A 15,054-nucleotide genomic window follows, 5' to 3' on the forward strand; every position below is an offset into this window, starting at 1 on the left:
AGCCTTCCACCATGCTGCGCGCCGCCGTCCTCGTTCTGCTGCTGGCCAATGCCGGCTACTACGCCTGGGCACAGGGCCTGCTGCGCGACTGGGGCCTCGCACCGGCCGAACAGTCCGAGCCCCAGCGGCTGGAGCAGCAGATCCAGCCCGAGAACCTGCGCATCGGCCGGCCGGTGTCCGGCGATGCGGCATCGGTCCCCGCAGCCCCGCCGCCCGCGGCGCCCTCTTCCGCAGCCACCCCGTCCAGCGAGGCATCCCACCCCGCACCGCCCCCCACTTCAGCAGGGCAGGCGCAGGCCGCGGCGGCCGACAGCACGGCCTGCCTGCAGGCCGGCCCGTTCGACGCACGCCAATCCGAGGCACTGCGTACGGCAGCCGCCGCCCTGCCTGCGAATAGCTGGAGCCTGGAGCCTGTGTCGGTCGCGAGCCGGTGGATGGTGTACATGGGGCGCTTCGCCGACGAAGACGCGCTGGAGAAGAAGCGCGCCGAACTGCGTGCTCGCAAGGTGGCCTACGACCGGCCGGGCCCTGCCCTGGAGCCAGGCCTGTCGCTGGGCCGCTTCTCGACGGAAGAAGCCGCCGAGCGGGCGCTGGCGGCGCTGGGCACGCAGGGCGTGCGCACGGCCCGGGTGGTGCAGGAGCGCTCGGACGCCACCGGCCATGTGCTGCGGCTGCCGGCGGCCACGCCCGCGCTGCGTGCCCAGGCCGAAACGCAGCTGCGCACGGCCCTCGCGGGCCGGCTACTGCGCAACTGCGGCTAGCCGGCGGCAGCCCCGCCCGGGGCTCGCGGGGCTTCCCATTGCGCCAGGCCTTCGGCCACCTGGTGGGCCAGCTCCCGTGCGCCGTCCGGCGACGTTTCGTCCGAGAACATCATGGCGTCGCACAGTTCGTCATCTCCCTCGGGCAGCCGCATGGGCGGCAGCCCCTGCCGCAGCAGTGCCCAATCCATCGCCAGCAAGGCGGCTGGCGCATTGCCGGCGGGCAGGGGGCGCAAGCTGACAAAGGCCCGGTAGAGCATCACGGCGCACTCGACGGCCGCGAGGGGGTCGCCCCGGGAAAGCCGACGCTCCAGCTGCGCGGCGATTTCCTCCATCTGGCCCCGCAACGACTGCACGGAGGGATAGCTGCGGAACGCCGCAACGGCGGGTTCGCCCCGGTGGGCCAGCGCGGCCCCGTCGCCGGCAGGCACGCGCTGGAACTCGTGCGCGCGCAGGCCGGGCCCCGCCGATGGGCGGCCGTTGGCAATCCAGCCCAGTTCGAGCAACGCATCCGTGCTGAAGGCACGCCCCGTCTCCACCCAGGTATCGACCAGGCGCGCGGCCTCCTCCCACGACTGCGGCGTGGCCATGCCGTCTCCTCGCTCCTGCAGAAACAATGCGAGCCGCGGCCCATCGTCAAAAGCCCCACGCATGGCGGTGGCGAAGGATGCCGCCGCACCCAGGCGCTCCGAGAGCGCGTCGCGCTCGGCCCGGGCCCACGCAGGCGCGCGCAACAGCCGGGCCGAGAACCCGGCAGGCGTGCCCTGCAGATGCACCCGGCAGGCAGCCGTCTCGGCGCTGGTGGGCACGGCGTGCAGCCGCCGATTGTGGGACAGGTCCAGCAGTTCCAGCGCCGGCAGCGCGGCCACGGCCGCCGGCAGCGTGGAAAAGCGGCAGTGGGACAGCCGCAACTCCCTCAGCCGGACGGCCTGTTCGATCTCCGGCGGCAGTTCGCACAGCTCGAAATTCGCGGACAGATCCAGCGTTTCCAGATGGGGCAACGCGAACAGCGCAGCAGGAACTTCGGTGACGAAACTGTTGCGGGCGGAGATGGAGCGCAGGCCGGTGCATTGCGCCAGCACCTCGGGCAGCCGGTAGAAGCCGGTATTGTCGGAAAGATCGATCGTTTCCAGATGGGCCAGCCGCCCCAGCCCGGGGGGCAGCTCCGACAGCGCAAGGCCACGGAGGTCCAGCGCGGTGGAGCGCTCCGCATGCGCCCACAGGATGCGTGCCGCGGCTTCTTCCCGCTGCTCGATGAAGCTTCCATGGTGGTCCTGCAGGCCGGATTGCCGCGAAAGGCTGCCGGCCATGCGCGACCAGAATCCGCCCCGGGAAGTCCGATGGGGGTCCGCGGCACACCATTCACGCAGGGACCGCCTCCACTCCACCTGCCCGGCGTTCGGCGGCCCCGCCCATCGGCCCGTGCGCACGGTTTCCGCGCGCTCGCGCGCCGATCCTGTGCGCCGGGGCACCAACCCGACCGGCCCTCCAGCGCTCCGCCCCCTTGGCGCATCGGGCTCGCTGCGCGGGCTCGATCCATCTGCCCGGAACGGCCCGAAAGGATGGGAGCGCATGCGCTGCGATTCGGAAGCGGTCGTGATGCGGGAAGGGCTCATGGACGTTGGAATCGGGAGTGGAAAAACGAAGTGCGCGAGACGGCCGCCGGCACGCGGGCGTCCCGTGCGCTATGCATCTGCGGCACCTGCAAGGTCGTGCTGCACCAGCCGCGCCATGAGCGCGTCCATGTGCCGGACGGTTTCCTGCAGCAGCTCTGCCGCCGCGTCCGCCGCCGCGATGCCCGAAAACCGGAACAGGACCGCCGTGGTCAGGGCCGGGTCATCGGGCAGCAGGACCGGCGGCAGGCCCTGCTGCTGCAGGGCCCAGTCCATGGCCGCCAGGGCCGTGGGCTCGTTGCCCTTGTGCAGCGGGCGGAGGACGACCAGGGCGCGGTAGAGCAGCACGGCGCGCTCCATGGCGGACAGCGGGTCGAGCGCGGCATCGGGAGCATCGCCCGCCGACAGCCAGGACTCGACCGCCGCCAGCAGCGGCGGCAGCGCGCCGGGAGACGGCCGGCCTGCACCGGCGCCCTGCGGGCCGGACAGATCGTCTGCGTATTCCTGCGTGCGCAGCAGGCCCGTGCCGGACGGCCGGAAGTTGATGCGCCAGCCCAGTTCCATCATCCGTGCGGTCGTCAGCGGTTCCCCGTTGTCCAGCCACTCCGCGATGGCCTGGTGCGCGTCCTCGCAGGCTTCCTGCGTGCCCATGCCGTCGGTGCGCACCGCGAGCGACAGCCGGGCACGCAGCAGGCCCACCTGGTCCGAGAGCCGGGGCTCGGCCCGCATCCGGGCCTGCAGCAGGGGCCATGCACGGGCGATGGTGTCCATATGTTCCGCGAGCGTGCCGCGCTGGCGCGGCGTCAGCGGCAGGGGCCGCAGCAGGCCGGCGATGCCCTCCAGGTGCGTTCCTTCGAGCCGCAGGCGCGCGTCGTCCAGCCGCCATCCGGCGGGCAGCGAGCGCAGTTCCGCATTCTCCGAAAGGTCCAGCGCCTCCAGCCGGGGCAGCGAGAGGACCTGTGGAGGCACCTCGGTGATGCCGCAGTGGCGCGCATCGATCGCCCGCAGCCCGCGGCAGCGGGCGAGCCGCTCGGGCAGCGCTCCCAGCCCCGGATTCCAGGAGATATCCAGCCGCTCCAGGGTTTCCAGGGTTTCGAGGCCGGGTGGCAGGTCGGTCAGCCCCAGGCCGTGCAGGTCCAGCGCGGGAGCGCCCTCGGCATGGGCGAGCAGCAGGCGGCCCACGGCGATCTCGCGCAGTTCCAGGCCGTCCTGCGCGGCACCGAATGCAGCGTCTCCACGCTCCAGGATCCGGTCCGCGGCCATGGCGAACTCCCGGCAGCGGCCGGCGAACGCCTCGGCCCGCTCGTCGCGGACGGCGCCCCGGTTCCGCCGCGCCGAGAAAAGCCCCCGCAACACCTCGGAGGCGCCTGCCTGCCATGGCGGCTGCCGGGCCGCATCGGCCTCGCACCAGGCCTGCAGCGCCTCGTACCACGCGTGCAGCAGGGGCATGCCGGAGGCGGCGACGGCCTGGCGTGGCGCAGCGGCCGCCCCCCCGCGTTCCGGGGGCATGAAGGACAGGACGGAGGCGCCGAAAGGCGCCGTGAGCAGGGACGAGGTCATGGCAGCGGGGCGGTGAAGGACAAGGAAAGCGGCTCGCCTCCAATCTAGGGCGCCCCCCTTTCCCTGCCCCGCCCCGGCACGACGCGGTGTCGCGAAATGCGAACCGCCCGCACGACCTGCTGCGATGCGCAGCGCTGCGTCAGCCGCCCGCCGAGCGCCTCGGATCGAGCGTCAGCAGCCACTCCACGAGCGCGCGCAGGTCGGCCTGCAGGCGCGCGAAGCCCTCCGGGTGCAGGGCCAGCGTGTGCTCGTCCATGTAGAGGCGGCGGTTGATCTCCACCTGGATGCTGTGCCGGTCGCGGGCCGGGTCTCCGTAGCGGCGAACGATCTCCACGCCCTTGTAGGGATGGTTGTAGTCCACCCCGTAGCCGCGCCCGCGCAGGAAGGTGCAGAGCGCCTGCGACAGCGCCGGGTCCGCGGTGGTGCCGTCGCGGTCGCCGATGACGAAGTCGGCGTGTACGAGGCCGGGATGCAGCGTGGCATGGCTGGCCGCGACGGAGGGCATCGAATGGCAGTTCAGGTGCAGGCTGTAGCCGTGCCGCGCATGCGCGGCCTCGATGGCCTGCTCCACCGCGGCATGGTAGGGCCGCCAGCAGCGCTCGATGCGCGCGCGCCCTTCGGCCACAGAGAGGGGTCGGTCATAGATGGGCAGGCCCTCGTCGGTGCATTTCCAGATGAGGCCTTTGCCGAGCCGCACCTTCTGCAGCACCGCCGGGTCGGCGGTGACGGGGTCGGGCCACTCGGCATCGAAGAGCGTGGTGTCGATCTCCGTGGTGTCGCGGTTGGCGTCGAGGTAGATCCGCGGGAAATGCGCCTCCACCCACGCGACGCCGAGGGCGGGCGCGAAGGCGTAGAGCTTTTCCACATGGGTGTCTTCCGCACGCCGCAGCACGTCCCGGGCCAGCGCGGCGCCGAAGTCGTCGGGGTAATCCGTGCCGCTGTGCGGCGAATCGAGGACCAGGGGCGTGCGGCCCGGCACCACCGATACGGCGGCCACGGGGCTCAGCGGCTGCGGGGCGGTCATCGTCGGGCTCCGTTCATCGGTTCAGTCGAGGTGGATCTGGGCATAGGCAGCGATTTTCCGCATCTTGGCGATCTCCTGTTCGATCTGCCGGGAGAACTCCGCGGGCGCGGTGCCCGTGGGATAGAGGCCCTGGCCGGCGAGCCGGTCGCGCACCGCCGGCTCCTTCAGGGCGGTGCCCACGGCCTGCTGCACGCGCAGCACCGCCGCCGGCGGCGTGGCAGCGGGGGCCACCAGGCCGAACCAGGACGGCTCGTTGGCCTGCGGATGGCCCAGTTCGCCATAGGTGGGCACTTCGGGCAGCACGTCGGCGAGGCGCTGGGGCCAGGAGACGGCGAGCGCCCGCAGCCGGCCGCTCTTCACGTAGGGCAGCGCGGAGGCGACCTGGTCGAAATACACGGGCACCTGGCCGGCCAGCACGTCGTTCACCGCCGGACCGGCGCCGCGGTAGGGAATATGCACCATGGAGGTGCCCGTGCTGATCTTGAACAGCTCGCCCCACATGTGGCCGATGGTGCCGTTGCCCGGCGACGCATAGGACACCTGGCCGGGCCGCGCCTTGAGGTAGGTCACGAACTCGCCGAAGCTGCGTACCGGCATTTCCCGCGGATTGACCACGAGGATGCCCGGCGCCTTCACGATCTCGGTGACCCCGGCGAAGTCGCGGATGGGATCGTAGGGCAGCCGCGAGAAGACGGCGGGGTTCACGCCATGCGTGGACACGGTCGCCACGCCGAAGGTCAGCCCGTCGCCGGCGGAGCGCGCCACCTCGGCCATGCCGATGGAGCCGCCCGCGCCGGCACGGTTGTCGATCACCACCGGATGGCCCAGCAGGCGCTGCAGCGGCTCCTGCAGCACGCGTCCCGCGATGTCGGTCGCGCCGCCCGGAGGAAAGGGCACGACGATGCGCATCGGCCGGCCCTCCTGCGCCCTTGCGAAGTTGCCGATGAAGGGTGAAGCGGCCAGGGCCGCGAGCCAGGAACGACGCTGCATGGTTTCCTTTGAGGTTATCGATGAGATTAATGGAATAAATGCACGAATGACGCAAAGGGCGTGCCGGTTAGCATTCCGATTCGGCATACCCTCATCGCCGGCCGTATTCCGGAACCCTCTCCCGCCCCCATGCCCCTGCGCCGACTCAACCCCCCTCTGCACCTGCTGCGTACGTTCTGCACGGTGGTCCGCTGCGGCAATGTGTCGGCGGCGGCGGAGCCCCTGGGCCTCACCCAGAGCGCCGTCAGCAAGCAAATCCAGGAACTCGAGCGCTGGGTCGGCGTGCCACTGTTCGAGCGCAGCCGCCAGCGACTGATCCTCACCCCGGCAGGCGAGCGCTACGAACTGGCGGTGCGGTCGCTGCTGGTCCGCCTGGAAGCCGCCACGCTCGAGCTGGTGGCCAGCGGGTACGACGGCGGCGCCCTGCAGGTGGCCGTTCTGCCCAGTTTCTCGGCACAGTGGCTGGTGCCCCGGCTGGCGGATTTCCGGCAGCGGCATCCGCGCATCACGCTGCACCTCACACGGCAGGTCATCAATACCCTGCCAGGTCCGGACACGGACTGCGCCATCCTCTTCGGCGACGGGCACTGGCCCGGCATGCATGCCCACTACATCGCAGGCAACGACGTGGCGCTGATCGCTCCGCCGCCCGGAGCCGGCGGCACGGAGCACCCGGTGCCGGCGCTGCGCACCCCCGCCGACGTCGCGGAACACGCGCTCTTGCGGCACGTGTCGGCACTCGACGCCTGGGAGCACTGGGGCGAGCGCCACGGCGTACAGGGCCTGAGCCGCTCCGACGGCCCCGTGCTCGACCTGTTCGAGAGCGTCATCCGCGGCGTCGCCATGGGCCTGGGACTCGGCCTGGTCCCCCGCTGCCTCGTCCGCGAAGAGATCGCGGCCGGCACTGTCACGGAACCTCTGCCGGCCGCCGGCTTCAACAGCCGGCGGGGCTACTGGCTCTGCCATGAGGGGGGCCGCCCCCAGCCACCCGCGCTGGACCATTTCCGCAACTGGCTGCTGCAGCAGGCCGAATCGCGCCCGGCCCCGGCGGCCTGACCGGCGGAGGTCAGCCTCCGCGCACCTCCGCCACCATGCGTTCGAGCCGCGCCAGGTCGGTCACCACGAAAGCGCGCCCCACCTTTTCCAGCAGCCCCTGCCGCACGAGCACGCCGAGTTCGCGCGTCACCTGCTCGCGGTTGGTGCTGATGCGGCTGGCCACTTCCGCATGCGCCGGCGCCGGATCGATGCGCGCCCGGCCTGCGCCATCCGCGCCGCCCGAGGCCCGGGCCATGCGCAGCAGTTCCGCATGCAGCCGGTTCTGCACGCCCAGCGTGCTGAGATCGATCACGCGTTCCGACAGCTCACGCACCAGCACGCACAGGCCCTCCACCACGCGCTGCGCCACGGCGGGCTCCTCGGCCATCAGCTGGCGGAAGTCCTCCGGTGGCAGGCTCGCCGCCAGGGTAGGCTCCAGGGTGACCACATCGGCCGACCGCGCACCGCCGTCCAGCGCGGCCAGCAGGCCGATGGGCTCCCCCGGGCCACAGTCGCGGAAAGTGACCTGCCGGCCGTTGGCCGAGTAGGTGGTCACGCGCACCTGCCCCGTGAGGATGAAATACACCTCGGCTCCCGCGGCGGCCCGGGAAAACAGGCGCCGCCGCGCCGGCAACTGCTGCCAGCGGCACTGCTGGGCGATACGGTCCAGCCGCTGCACATCGAGCCCCTCGAACAGCGCCACTTCCCGCAACGCGAAACTCGAAGGAACGGGGGCGGCGGGGGAGGAACTGCGTCGGGGGGCGGACACCATGCGAAGACCACGGAAAGGGGAAAGGGCCGGCTGACGGACACCGCCGGCCTCGGGGCATTATGCTCAGCCGCCGCGCCCCCTACCGATGCCCCGCTCCACCCCCGATCCCGCCGACCTTCCCGCCCGCCCGCGCCGCCGGCCCTCGGCGCGCGACCTGCGCTGGGCGAGCGGGCTGACGCTGTGGCTCTACGTGGCGCTGCACCTGGCCACGCATGCCGCGGGCCTGGTATCGCTGCAGGCAGCCGAGGCGCTGCGCCGCGCGGTGCATGCCGCATGGGCCACCACGCCCGGCACGGTGCTGCTGTACGGCGCCTTCGCCGTGCACCTCGCGATGGCCGGCACCGCCCTCTGGCAGCGGCGCAGCTGGCGCATGCCGCCCGTCGAGGCGCTGCGCATCGCCCTGGGATTGCTGCTGCCGCTGCTGCTGGCCACGCACGTGGTGGGCACGCGCTGGCTGGAAAGCAACTGGGGCGTGGAGCCCTCCTACCTGCGCATCGTGCGCGCCATCTGGTCGCCCGAGTCCCTGGCGCGCCAGGCGCTGCTCCTGACACTCGCCTGGCTGCATGGCTGCCTCGGCCTGCACCTGGCCCTGCGGCACCGCGCGGCATGGCGCAGCCACCAGGCCCTGCTGCTGACGGCGGCGGTGCTGTTGCCGGTGCTCGCGCTGCTGGGCACGCTGGCCATGGGCCGGGAAATCGCCTGGACCGCGCAGGCCGTGCGTGCACCCGGACCGCCGCGCCCGGCCGCGGAAGCCGCGCGCGCCCTGGGCGAGGGCCTCCAGCTTGGCTGGCTGATGGCCCTGGCAGCCCTCGTAGCGCTCCGGTTCGCGGCGGGCGCGCTGCGCCGCCTGCGCGGCGAAGGCTGCGTGACGCTGCAATACCCTGGCCGCACCGTGCAGGTGGCCCGGGGCACCAGCGTGCTGGACGCAAGCCGCCTGCACGGCATCCCGCACCTGTCCCTGTGCGGAGGGCGGGCGCGCTGCTCCACCTGCCGCGTGCGCGTGGAAGCGGAAGACGGCAGCCTGCCGCCGCCGGGGCGCGATGAACTGCGCACGCTGCAGCGCGTGAACGCCCCGGAGGGCGTGCGGCTGGCCTGCCAGCTCCGGCCTCAGGGCCGGGTGCGCGTCACGCCGCTCTTCCAGCCCGGCGCCGGCACGGCGGCGGCTCGTCCGGGACGCGAGCGGCAGGTGGCCGTGCTGTTCGTGGACCTGCGCCGCTGGTCGGGGCTGGCGGAACGCCAGTGGCCCTTCGATCTCGCCTGGGTGCTGGACCAGTATTTCGAGCGTGTGGGCAGCGCCGTGCGCGAGGCCGGCGGGCTGCCCAACCAGTTCATCGGCGACAGCGTGATGGCCCTCTTCGGGCTGGACTGCGACCTGCCCACGGCCTGCCGCCAGGCCCTGGCGGCCGCCGCGGCCATCGAGGAACGCATGGAGGCATGGAACGAAGCCTTCCAGGCGCAGTTCGGCCACGCGCTGGACTTCGGCATGGGGCTGCATGCGGGCGCCGTCGCCGTCGGGCAGGTGGGCTTCGAGGAAACGACCACCTTCACGGCCGTGGGCGAAGTGGTGAACACCGCGAGCCGGCTGCAGGACCACTCCAAGGTGGTGGGCGCGCGCCTCGTGCTCTCGGCGGACGTGGCGCGCCTGGCGGGCATGCAGGAGCGGCTCGGCACGCCCGGCGCGATCACCGTGCGGGGACGCTCGCGGCCCCTCGACGTGCTGCACGTGGCGCGGCCCTCGTCCCTGCGCACGCCCTCCGCCGGCTGAGCTCCCGGTCCGGCCATCTGCAGGAAGCTGTGCGCTTTCGCACAGACCTGGACAGGGTCGCAGGAACACACTTGCCTCCATGCCGCAACGCAACACGCAACGCGGCGATGACCCGACCGAAAGGAACCACACCATGACTGCACGCCGTCCCTCCTCTCTCGCCCTCGCGCTGGCCGCACTCGCCTTCGCCGGCGGCGCCTTCGCCGCGCCCTCCTCGCAGGACGACTGGTTCGGCGCCGAGCCCGCCGCACAGGGCAAGCCCCTGTCGCGCGCGGAAGTGGCCGCGGACCTGGCTCTGTGGGATCGCGCAGGCCTGCGCGGCGTGGGCGAGGGCGACCGCAGCGCCCTGGCCGACCCCGCCAACGAGCAGCGCCTGGCCGAGTACCACCGTCTTCGCAGCGGGCCCGAATACCTGGCCGAAGTGCGCCGCCAAGGCGGGGAAGCCCGCTCCGTGGCCGGCCAGTCCACTGCGGCCGGCGGCAACTGACCTGCGCCCGCCGTCGCGTCTGAAACCGCCTGTTATCCCACGGCACCGCACCCCTGGGAGCACAGGCCGGTCGGACACAGACCTACACGAATCCGTGCGTTTTCGCACATGCAGGGGCCGGGATGAGGAGCAAACTTCGTCCCATGCAGAACGCAATCCGGCGCGCTGCACATTGTCCCCCTTGTCGAAGAAAGGACTCATCGCCATGAATCGCAAGCATCTCATCGCCATCGCCACCATCGCCTTCGCAGGCGCCACCGCAGCCTCTGCCGCCCCCCTGTCCCAGGAAGAATGGGCCGGCCCTGCACCGGTGGCCTCGCAATCCACCCAGCAACCGCTGTCGCGCGCCGAAGTGCTCGCCGACGCCAACCTGTGGCGCCGGGCCGGCCTGGACAAGTTCCAGGTGGGCGAACGCTCGCCGGCCAGCGACCCCGTGTACCAGGAACGCCTGGCCGAGTACCAGCGCCTGCGCAGCGGCCCTGAGTACGTCGCTGAAGTCCGCCGCCTGGGCGGCGACGTGAGCGCCGTGGCCAGCATGTACGAGCACGGCACCGTGCCGATGACGAACTGATGACCATGCCCACGTCCATGGTTCCCGCCCCGGGAACCGTGGGCACTGCAAAGCCCGCCCGGCAACGCCCGGCGGGCTTTGTTCCTTTGCCCGCTGTTTTTTGAGACAGAGGCGGACGGCTCACGCCGGCGGCGGATCGTCCCCGGCGGAGAACCGCACCGAAAAACACGCACCCGGTGGATTCATCCCGGGATGGGCATCCTCCAGCCGCACCTGCGCGCCATGCTGGCGCGCGATCTCCAGCACGATGGGCAGGCCCAGGCCCGAACCATCGGCATCGGTGCCCAAGGCCCGGTAGAAGGGGCGGAACACCAGTTCGCGTTCCGCCTCCGGCACGCCGGGGCCGGAATCCTCCACCTGCAGCAAGACGATGCGCCCGAACGGATCGGCCAGCACGCGCGCAGTCACCACCCCGGGCCGGCCGCTGCTGGAAGGCGTGTAGTTGATCGCGTTGTCCAGCAGATTGCGCGCCAGCTCCTTGAGCAGGGTCGGGTTGCCGTCCACCCACACGCCGGGGTCCGCCGGCTGGGCGCCCTCGTAGCCGAGATCGATGGACTTCTCCAGCGCCCGCGGCACGCAGTCCCGCACGGCCTCGCGCACCAGGCGTGCGAGATCCACCGGCTGCCGCGCCAGCACGGCACCGCCCGCTTCCGCGCGCGCGAGCGCCAGCAACTGGTTGACCGTGTGGGTCGCACGCACGCTGGCGCGGCCGATCTGCTGCAGCGAGCGCTTGAGGTCTTCCGTGCTGGTGCCTTCGCGCTGCGCGAGATCGGCCTGCATGCGCAAACCCGCCAGGGGGGTCTTGAGCTGGTGTGCGGCATCCGCCAGGAAACGCTTCTGCGTGGCCAGTGAATCCTGCAGCCGCTGCAGCAGATCGTTCACCGAATCCACCAGTGGAGCCACCTCCATCGGCACCGCCCGGTGGTCCAGCGGGGAGAGGTCGTCCGGATCGCGTGCGCGAATGCGCTCTTCCAGCCGGTGCAGCGGCTGGATGCCGCGTGCCAGCGCGAGCCAGACCAGCAGCACGGCGAGCGGCAGGATGACGAACTGCGGCAGCATCACGCCCTTGATGATCTCGGTGGCGAGCACGCTGCGCTTTTCCCGCGTTTCCGCCACCTGCACCAGCGCGGCAGGAGCCCCCTGCATGGGCAGCCGCACCCAGATGGCCGCCACGCGGATCTCGATGCCGCGCAGTTCCGCGTCGCGCAGCCGCACCTGGCCGGACAGCGGGCGATCGTCATCGGGTGGCGGCGGCCGGGGCAGGTCGCGCTCGCCGGACAGGAATTCCCCCCGGGGGCCCAGCACCTGGTAATAGACGATGTCGGATTCATCCGCGCGCAGGATCTCGCCGGCGGGCTGCGGCAGGTTGAACTGCGCGCGGCCGTCCTGCACCGTGACGAGTTGCGCGAGCGCGTGGGCGTTGTACTCCAGGGCGCGGTCGAAGGGCTTGTTCGCCAGCCCCTGGGCGACGAGCCAGGTCAGCGCCAGGCTCACCGGCCACAGCAGCAGCAGCGGCGTGAGCATCCAGTCGAGGATCTCCCCGAAAAGCGACCGCTGTTCGCGCTGGAAGATCTTCAAGGCACGTCGCTCGCTGCAGGAGGAGGCCGCACTAGGGCCTGTGAACGCTATGCAAGGGGATCGCGTTGCTTCGCAAAGGGGCTGGGTGCAAGGCGCCTGGGCGTAGCAAGGCCGGGGCCTTGCAAGCACGGGCAACGCCGCAAACGGCCCCTTCGCGGAGCAACCCGAAGGGAAGCCCATCACAGCCCGCCCCTCGGCGTTGCCCTCCTTGTACGTGTGGACACACGCACGGCGTCGCGCGCCTTGATGGGCGGGCTGTGATGAGCTTCGCGACCCCTTGCATAGCGTTCACAGGCCCTAAGCGGCGACCTTCTCCAGGCAGTAGCCCAGCCCCCGCACCGTGGCGATGCGGATCGGCCCGCGCTCGATCTTCTTGCGCAGGCGGTGGATGTACACCTCGATGGCGTTGTTGCTCACTTCCTCGCCCCACTCGCAGAGCCGCTCCACCAGTTGCTCCTTGCTCACCAGCCGCCCGGCGCGCTGCAGCAGCACTTCCAGCAGGCCCAGTTCGCGGGCGGACAGTTCCACCAGCTTGCCGTCGATGGTGGCCATGCGCCCGGCCTGGTCATAGACGAGCGGACCATGCCGGATGGTGCTGCTGGTGGCACCCATGCCGCGGCGCGTGAGGGCGCGCACCCGCGCCTCCAGTTCCTGCAGCGAGAAGGGCTTGGCCATGTAGTCGTCGGCGCCGTAGTCCAGGCCCTTCACGCGCTCGTCCACGCTGTCGGCCGCCGTGAGTATCAGCACGGGCAGCGCCGAGCCGCGGCCGCGCAGCCGCTTGAGCACGTCCAGCCCATGCATGCGCGGCAGGCCGAGATCGAGGATCAGCAGGTCGAATTCCTGCGTCGTCGCGAGCACGGTGTCGGCGTCGCTGCCGCTCGCCACATGGTCCACCGCGGCCCCGGACCCCCGCAGCGTGCGCAGCAGTCCATCCGCCAGAACCTGATCGTCTTCGGCAATGAGGATGCGCATGGGCCTGTCTCCAGTGTTCTTGGGAATGCGCCGCAGGCGGTCTGGCCGGCATCCGGGCGCTCCGCCGATTCTAGGGACATCGGCCGGCAGGCGGGACGGGACGGAGGCGGACCCGGATCACGGCTCCACGCCATCGCCTCCCGCATACGCCTCCAGGCCCAGCCGCACGACGGCGGCCACGGCATCGCCCACCTCCGCGCCGAACTCCGCCTCGGCCTGCGCGACCGCGCCGCGGAAGGCCTGCAGCCAGGCCAGGCCCGTGGGGGTGAAGCGCACTTGCCGCGCGCGCGCGTCACGCGGGTCGGGCTCCCGTGCCACGAGGCCCCAGGCTTCGCACTGGTCCACCAGCGCGGCCATCGACTGCTTGGTCATGCCGGCGCGCGCCGCCAGGTCGGTGAGGCGGTCGCCCTGCAGGGACAGGTGGCGCGTGATGTGGATGTGGGCCGCGCTGACCTGGTCGCGGGCGGCCAGGTGCGACAGCGCCAGGGGGACCTGCACGTCGTGCGCCATCAGTTCGAGCACGCGCGCGTCGAAGCGGCGCATGGCATGGCCGAGCAGGCGGCCCAGGTGGGTGAGGCGCCACGCGTCGTCCCGGGTGGCCAGCGTGGCCGACGGTGGCTGCGGAAACGGGGAAAAAGCCATGCACCAATTGTCAGTCAAACTGACCAAAAATTGCATTGTTTGGAAAGTATCTCGCCCCTACACTACTGGTCAAGCATCCAGCCTGTGATTGAAGACAGCCACCCCCTGGTATCGCACTCGCCGGCCTTCCTTTCCACGTTTTCCTCTTTCAGGAGCACTCCATGGACGCACCCGTCAAGAACAACGCCGCCAACAGCGAAAAGGCCAAGGCCCTGCAGGCAGCCCTCGCCCAGATCGAAAAGCAGTTCGGCAAGGGCACCATCATGCGCCTGGGCGAAGGCGAAGCCATCGAAGACATCCAGGTCGTCTCCACCGGCTCGCTGGGCCTGGACGTCGCCCTGGGCGTGGGCGGCCTGCCCCGCGGCCGCGTGATCGAGATCTACGGTCCCGAATCCTCCGGCAAGACCACGCTCACGCTGCAGGTCATCGCCGAGATGCAGAAGCAGAACGGCACCTGTGCCTTCGTCGATGCCGAGCATGCGCTCGACATCCAGTACGCCCAGAAGCTCGGCGTGCACGTGCCCGACCTGCTCATCAGCCAGCCCGACACCGGCGAGCAGGCCCTGGAAATCGTGGACAGCCTCGTGCGCTCCGGAGCCGTGGACCTGATCGTGGTGGACTCGGTCGCCGCACTGACTCCCAAGGCCGAAATCGAAGGCGAGATGGGCGATGCACTGCCCGGCCTGCAGGCCCGCCTGATGAGCCAGGCGCTGCGCAAGCTCACCGCCACGATCAAGAAGACGAACTGCATGGTCATCTTCATCAACCAGATCCGCATGAAGATCGGCGTGATGTTCGGCAGCCCCGAGACCACCACGGGCGGCAACGCGCTGAAGTTCTACGCCTCCGTGCGCCTGGACATCCGCCGCACCGGCACCATCAAGAAGGGCGACGAGGCCATCGGCAACGAGACCAAGGTGAAGGTGGTGAAGAACAAGGTGAGCCCGCCCTTCAAGACGGCCGAGTTCGACATCCTCTTCGGTGAGGGCATCAGCCGCGAGGGCGAGATCATCGACATGGGCGTGAACGCCCGCATCATCGAGAAGAGCGGCGCCTGGTACGCCTACAACGGCGAGAAGATCGGCCAGGGCCGCGACAACGCACGCGAGTTCCTGCGCGAGAACTCCGACCTGGCCCGCGAGATCGAGAACAAGGTGCGCGATGGCCTGGGCGTCTCGCAACTGCCTCCCGTGGCAACTGGCGCCGCTGCCGGCGACGAGGCCTGATCCACAAGGCACCCGAAGCGCCGGCCTGCCGCTTTTTGCGGCGGGCCGGCGCGGCTGCGAC

At 71.2% G+C, this 15,054-nt stretch carries 14 protein-coding genes; 6 read left to right on the forward strand and 8 right to left on the reverse strand.

The genetic code is table 11. The annotated features are described in order from the left end of the window. The first annotated feature begins 11 nt into the window (after nt 1-11). On the forward strand, nt 12-761 hold the full coding sequence (locus tag ACGHC0_RS23795; protein ID WP_415266957.1) for an SPOR domain-containing protein: 750 nt from the start codon (nt 12-14) through the stop codon (nt 759-761). Here the strand turns inward: ACGHC0_RS23795 and ACGHC0_RS23800 are convergent. The 4 genes from ACGHC0_RS23800 to ACGHC0_RS23815 all read right to left on the reverse strand — a co-directional run bounded on the left by ACGHC0_RS23800 (nt 758) and on the right by ACGHC0_RS23815 (nt 5,945). Then, nucleotides 758-2,068 (reverse strand): hypothetical protein, encoded by a 1,311-nt coding sequence (locus ACGHC0_RS23800; RefSeq protein ID WP_415266958.1) that lies wholly within the window; start codon nt 2,066-2,068, stop codon nt 758-760. The two genes, ACGHC0_RS23795 and ACGHC0_RS23800, sit on opposite strands and share 4 nt — an antisense overlap. 375 nt (nt 2,069-2,443) lie before the next feature. Beyond that, on the reverse strand, nt 2,444-3,931 hold the full coding sequence (locus tag ACGHC0_RS23805) for a leucine-rich repeat domain-containing protein (protein ID WP_368353267.1): 1,488 nt from the start codon (nt 3,929-3,931) through the stop codon (nt 2,444-2,446). 139 nt (nt 3,932-4,070) lie between these two features. Continuing rightward, the gene (locus ACGHC0_RS23810; RefSeq protein ID WP_368353268.1) at nt 4,071-4,955 is read right to left on the reverse strand and encodes an N-formylglutamate amidohydrolase; all 885 of its coding nucleotides are present in this window, start codon (nt 4,953-4,955) and stop codon (nt 4,071-4,073) included. Between the two features lie 21 nt (nt 4,956-4,976). Continuing rightward, nucleotides 4,977-5,945 (reverse strand): tripartite tricarboxylate transporter substrate-binding protein, encoded by a 969-nt coding sequence (locus tag ACGHC0_RS23815; protein WP_368353269.1) that lies wholly within the window; start codon nt 5,943-5,945, stop codon nt 4,977-4,979. A gap of 129 nt (nt 5,946-6,074) precedes the next feature. Between ACGHC0_RS23815 and ACGHC0_RS23820 the strand changes: the two genes are divergently transcribed. Continuing rightward, nucleotides 6,075-7,001 carry a LysR substrate-binding domain-containing protein gene (locus ACGHC0_RS23820; protein ID WP_415266959.1) on the forward strand — a complete coding sequence of 309 codons (927 nt, stop codon included), beginning with the start codon at nt 6,075-6,077 and terminating at the stop codon, nt 6,999-7,001. Between the two features lie 10 nt (nt 7,002-7,011). On the opposite strand, the gene ACGHC0_RS23825 is transcribed toward ACGHC0_RS23820, so the two are convergent. Then, nucleotides 7,012-7,752, reverse strand: a complete 741-nt coding sequence (locus ACGHC0_RS23825) for a Crp/Fnr family transcriptional regulator (RefSeq protein ID WP_415266960.1) — start codon at nt 7,750-7,752, stop codon at nt 7,012-7,014. A gap of 85 nt (nt 7,753-7,837) precedes the next feature. Between ACGHC0_RS23825 and ACGHC0_RS23830 the strand changes: the two genes are divergently transcribed. From ACGHC0_RS23830 to ACGHC0_RS23840, 3 genes are all read left to right on the forward strand, one after another. Further along, complete coding sequence (locus ACGHC0_RS23830; protein WP_415266961.1) at nt 7,838-9,517, forward strand: adenylate/guanylate cyclase domain-containing protein; 1,680 nt, start codon at nt 7,838-7,840, stop codon at nt 9,515-9,517. A 133-nt stretch (nt 9,518-9,650) separates the two neighbouring features. After that, nucleotides 9,651-10,004 carry a DUF4148 domain-containing protein gene (locus tag ACGHC0_RS23835; protein ID WP_368353273.1) on the forward strand — a complete coding sequence of 118 codons (354 nt, stop codon included), beginning with the start codon at nt 9,651-9,653 and terminating at the stop codon, nt 10,002-10,004. A 205-nt stretch (nt 10,005-10,209) separates the two neighbouring features. After that, nucleotides 10,210-10,575 (forward strand): DUF4148 domain-containing protein, encoded by a 366-nt coding sequence (locus ACGHC0_RS23840; protein ID WP_092833107.1) that lies wholly within the window; start codon nt 10,210-10,212, stop codon nt 10,573-10,575. Nucleotides 10,576-10,695: 120 nt separating this feature from the next. On the opposite strand, the gene ACGHC0_RS23845 is transcribed toward ACGHC0_RS23840, so the two are convergent. The 3 genes from ACGHC0_RS23845 to ACGHC0_RS23855 all read right to left on the reverse strand — a co-directional run bounded on the left by ACGHC0_RS23845 (nt 10,696) and on the right by ACGHC0_RS23855 (nt 13,767). Next, nucleotides 10,696-12,153: a sensor histidine kinase gene (locus ACGHC0_RS23845; protein WP_368353274.1), complete on the reverse strand. Its 1,458-nt coding sequence runs from the start codon at nt 12,151-12,153 to the stop codon at nt 10,696-10,698. 297 nt (nt 12,154-12,450) lie between these two features. Beyond that, entirely contained in the window at nt 12,451-13,125 is a 675-nt protein-coding gene (locus ACGHC0_RS23850; protein ID WP_011797639.1) for a response regulator transcription factor, read from the reverse strand. Nucleotides 13,126-13,242: 117 nt separating this feature from the next. Next, entirely contained in the window at nt 13,243-13,767 is a 525-nt protein-coding gene (locus ACGHC0_RS23855) for a MarR family winged helix-turn-helix transcriptional regulator (protein WP_415266962.1), read from the reverse strand. 161 nt (nt 13,768-13,928) lie between these two features. Here ACGHC0_RS23855 and recA point away from each other — a divergent pair, with 161 nt between their 5' ends. After that, a complete protein-coding gene (gene recA, locus ACGHC0_RS23860; protein WP_415266963.1) occupies nt 13,929-14,993 on the forward strand; it encodes a recombinase RecA in 1,065 nt (354 codons plus the stop codon). The last annotated feature ends 61 nt before the right edge of the window (nt 14,994-15,054 follow it).

Source organism: Acidovorax sacchari, assembly GCF_042847045.1.
In the GTDB taxonomy this organism is placed as follows: domain Bacteria; phylum Pseudomonadota; class Gammaproteobacteria; order Burkholderiales; family Burkholderiaceae_C; genus Paracidovorax; species Paracidovorax sacchari.

Bases quoted from the DNA above. Each gene is read 5' to 3' on its own strand.
- ACGHC0_RS23825 (WP_415266960.1), bottom strand. From the start codon at position 7,752: ATGGTGTCCGCCCCCCGACGCAGTTCCTCCCCCGCCGCCCCCGTTCCT.
- ACGHC0_RS23815 (WP_368353269.1), bottom strand. From the start codon at position 5,945: ATGCAGCGTCGTTCCTGGCTCGCGGCCCTGGCCGCTTCACCCTTCATC.
- ACGHC0_RS23820 (WP_415266959.1), top strand. From the start codon at position 6,075: ATGCCCCTGCGCCGACTCAACCCCCCTCTGCACCTGCTGCGTACGTTC.
- ACGHC0_RS23830 (WP_415266961.1), top strand. From the start codon at position 7,838: ATGCCCCGCTCCACCCCCGATCCCGCCGACCTTCCCGCCCGCCCGCGC.
- ACGHC0_RS23855 (WP_415266962.1), bottom strand. From the start codon at position 13,767: ATGGCTTTTTCCCCGTTTCCGCAGCCACCGTCGGCCACGCTGGCCACC.
- ACGHC0_RS23840 (WP_092833107.1), top strand. From the start codon at position 10,210: ATGAATCGCAAGCATCTCATCGCCATCGCCACCATCGCCTTCGCAGGC.
- ACGHC0_RS23800 (WP_415266958.1), bottom strand. From the start codon at position 2,068: ATGGCCGGCAGCCTTTCGCGGCAATCCGGCCTGCAGGACCACCATGGA.
- recA (WP_415266963.1), top strand. From the start codon at position 13,929: ATGGACGCACCCGTCAAGAACAACGCCGCCAACAGCGAAAAGGCCAAG.
- ACGHC0_RS23835 (WP_368353273.1), top strand. From the start codon at position 9,651: ATGACTGCACGCCGTCCCTCCTCTCTCGCCCTCGCGCTGGCCGCACTC.
- ACGHC0_RS23850 (WP_011797639.1), bottom strand. From the start codon at position 13,125: ATGCGCATCCTCATTGCCGAAGACGATCAGGTTCTGGCGGATGGACTG.
- ACGHC0_RS23805 (WP_368353267.1), bottom strand. From the start codon at position 3,931: ATGACCTCGTCCCTGCTCACGGCGCCTTTCGGCGCCTCCGTCCTGTCC.
- ACGHC0_RS23795 (WP_415266957.1), top strand. From the start codon at position 12: ATGCTGCGCGCCGCCGTCCTCGTTCTGCTGCTGGCCAATGCCGGCTAC.
- ACGHC0_RS23810 (WP_368353268.1), bottom strand. From the start codon at position 4,955: ATGACCGCCCCGCAGCCGCTGAGCCCCGTGGCCGCCGTATCGGTGGTG.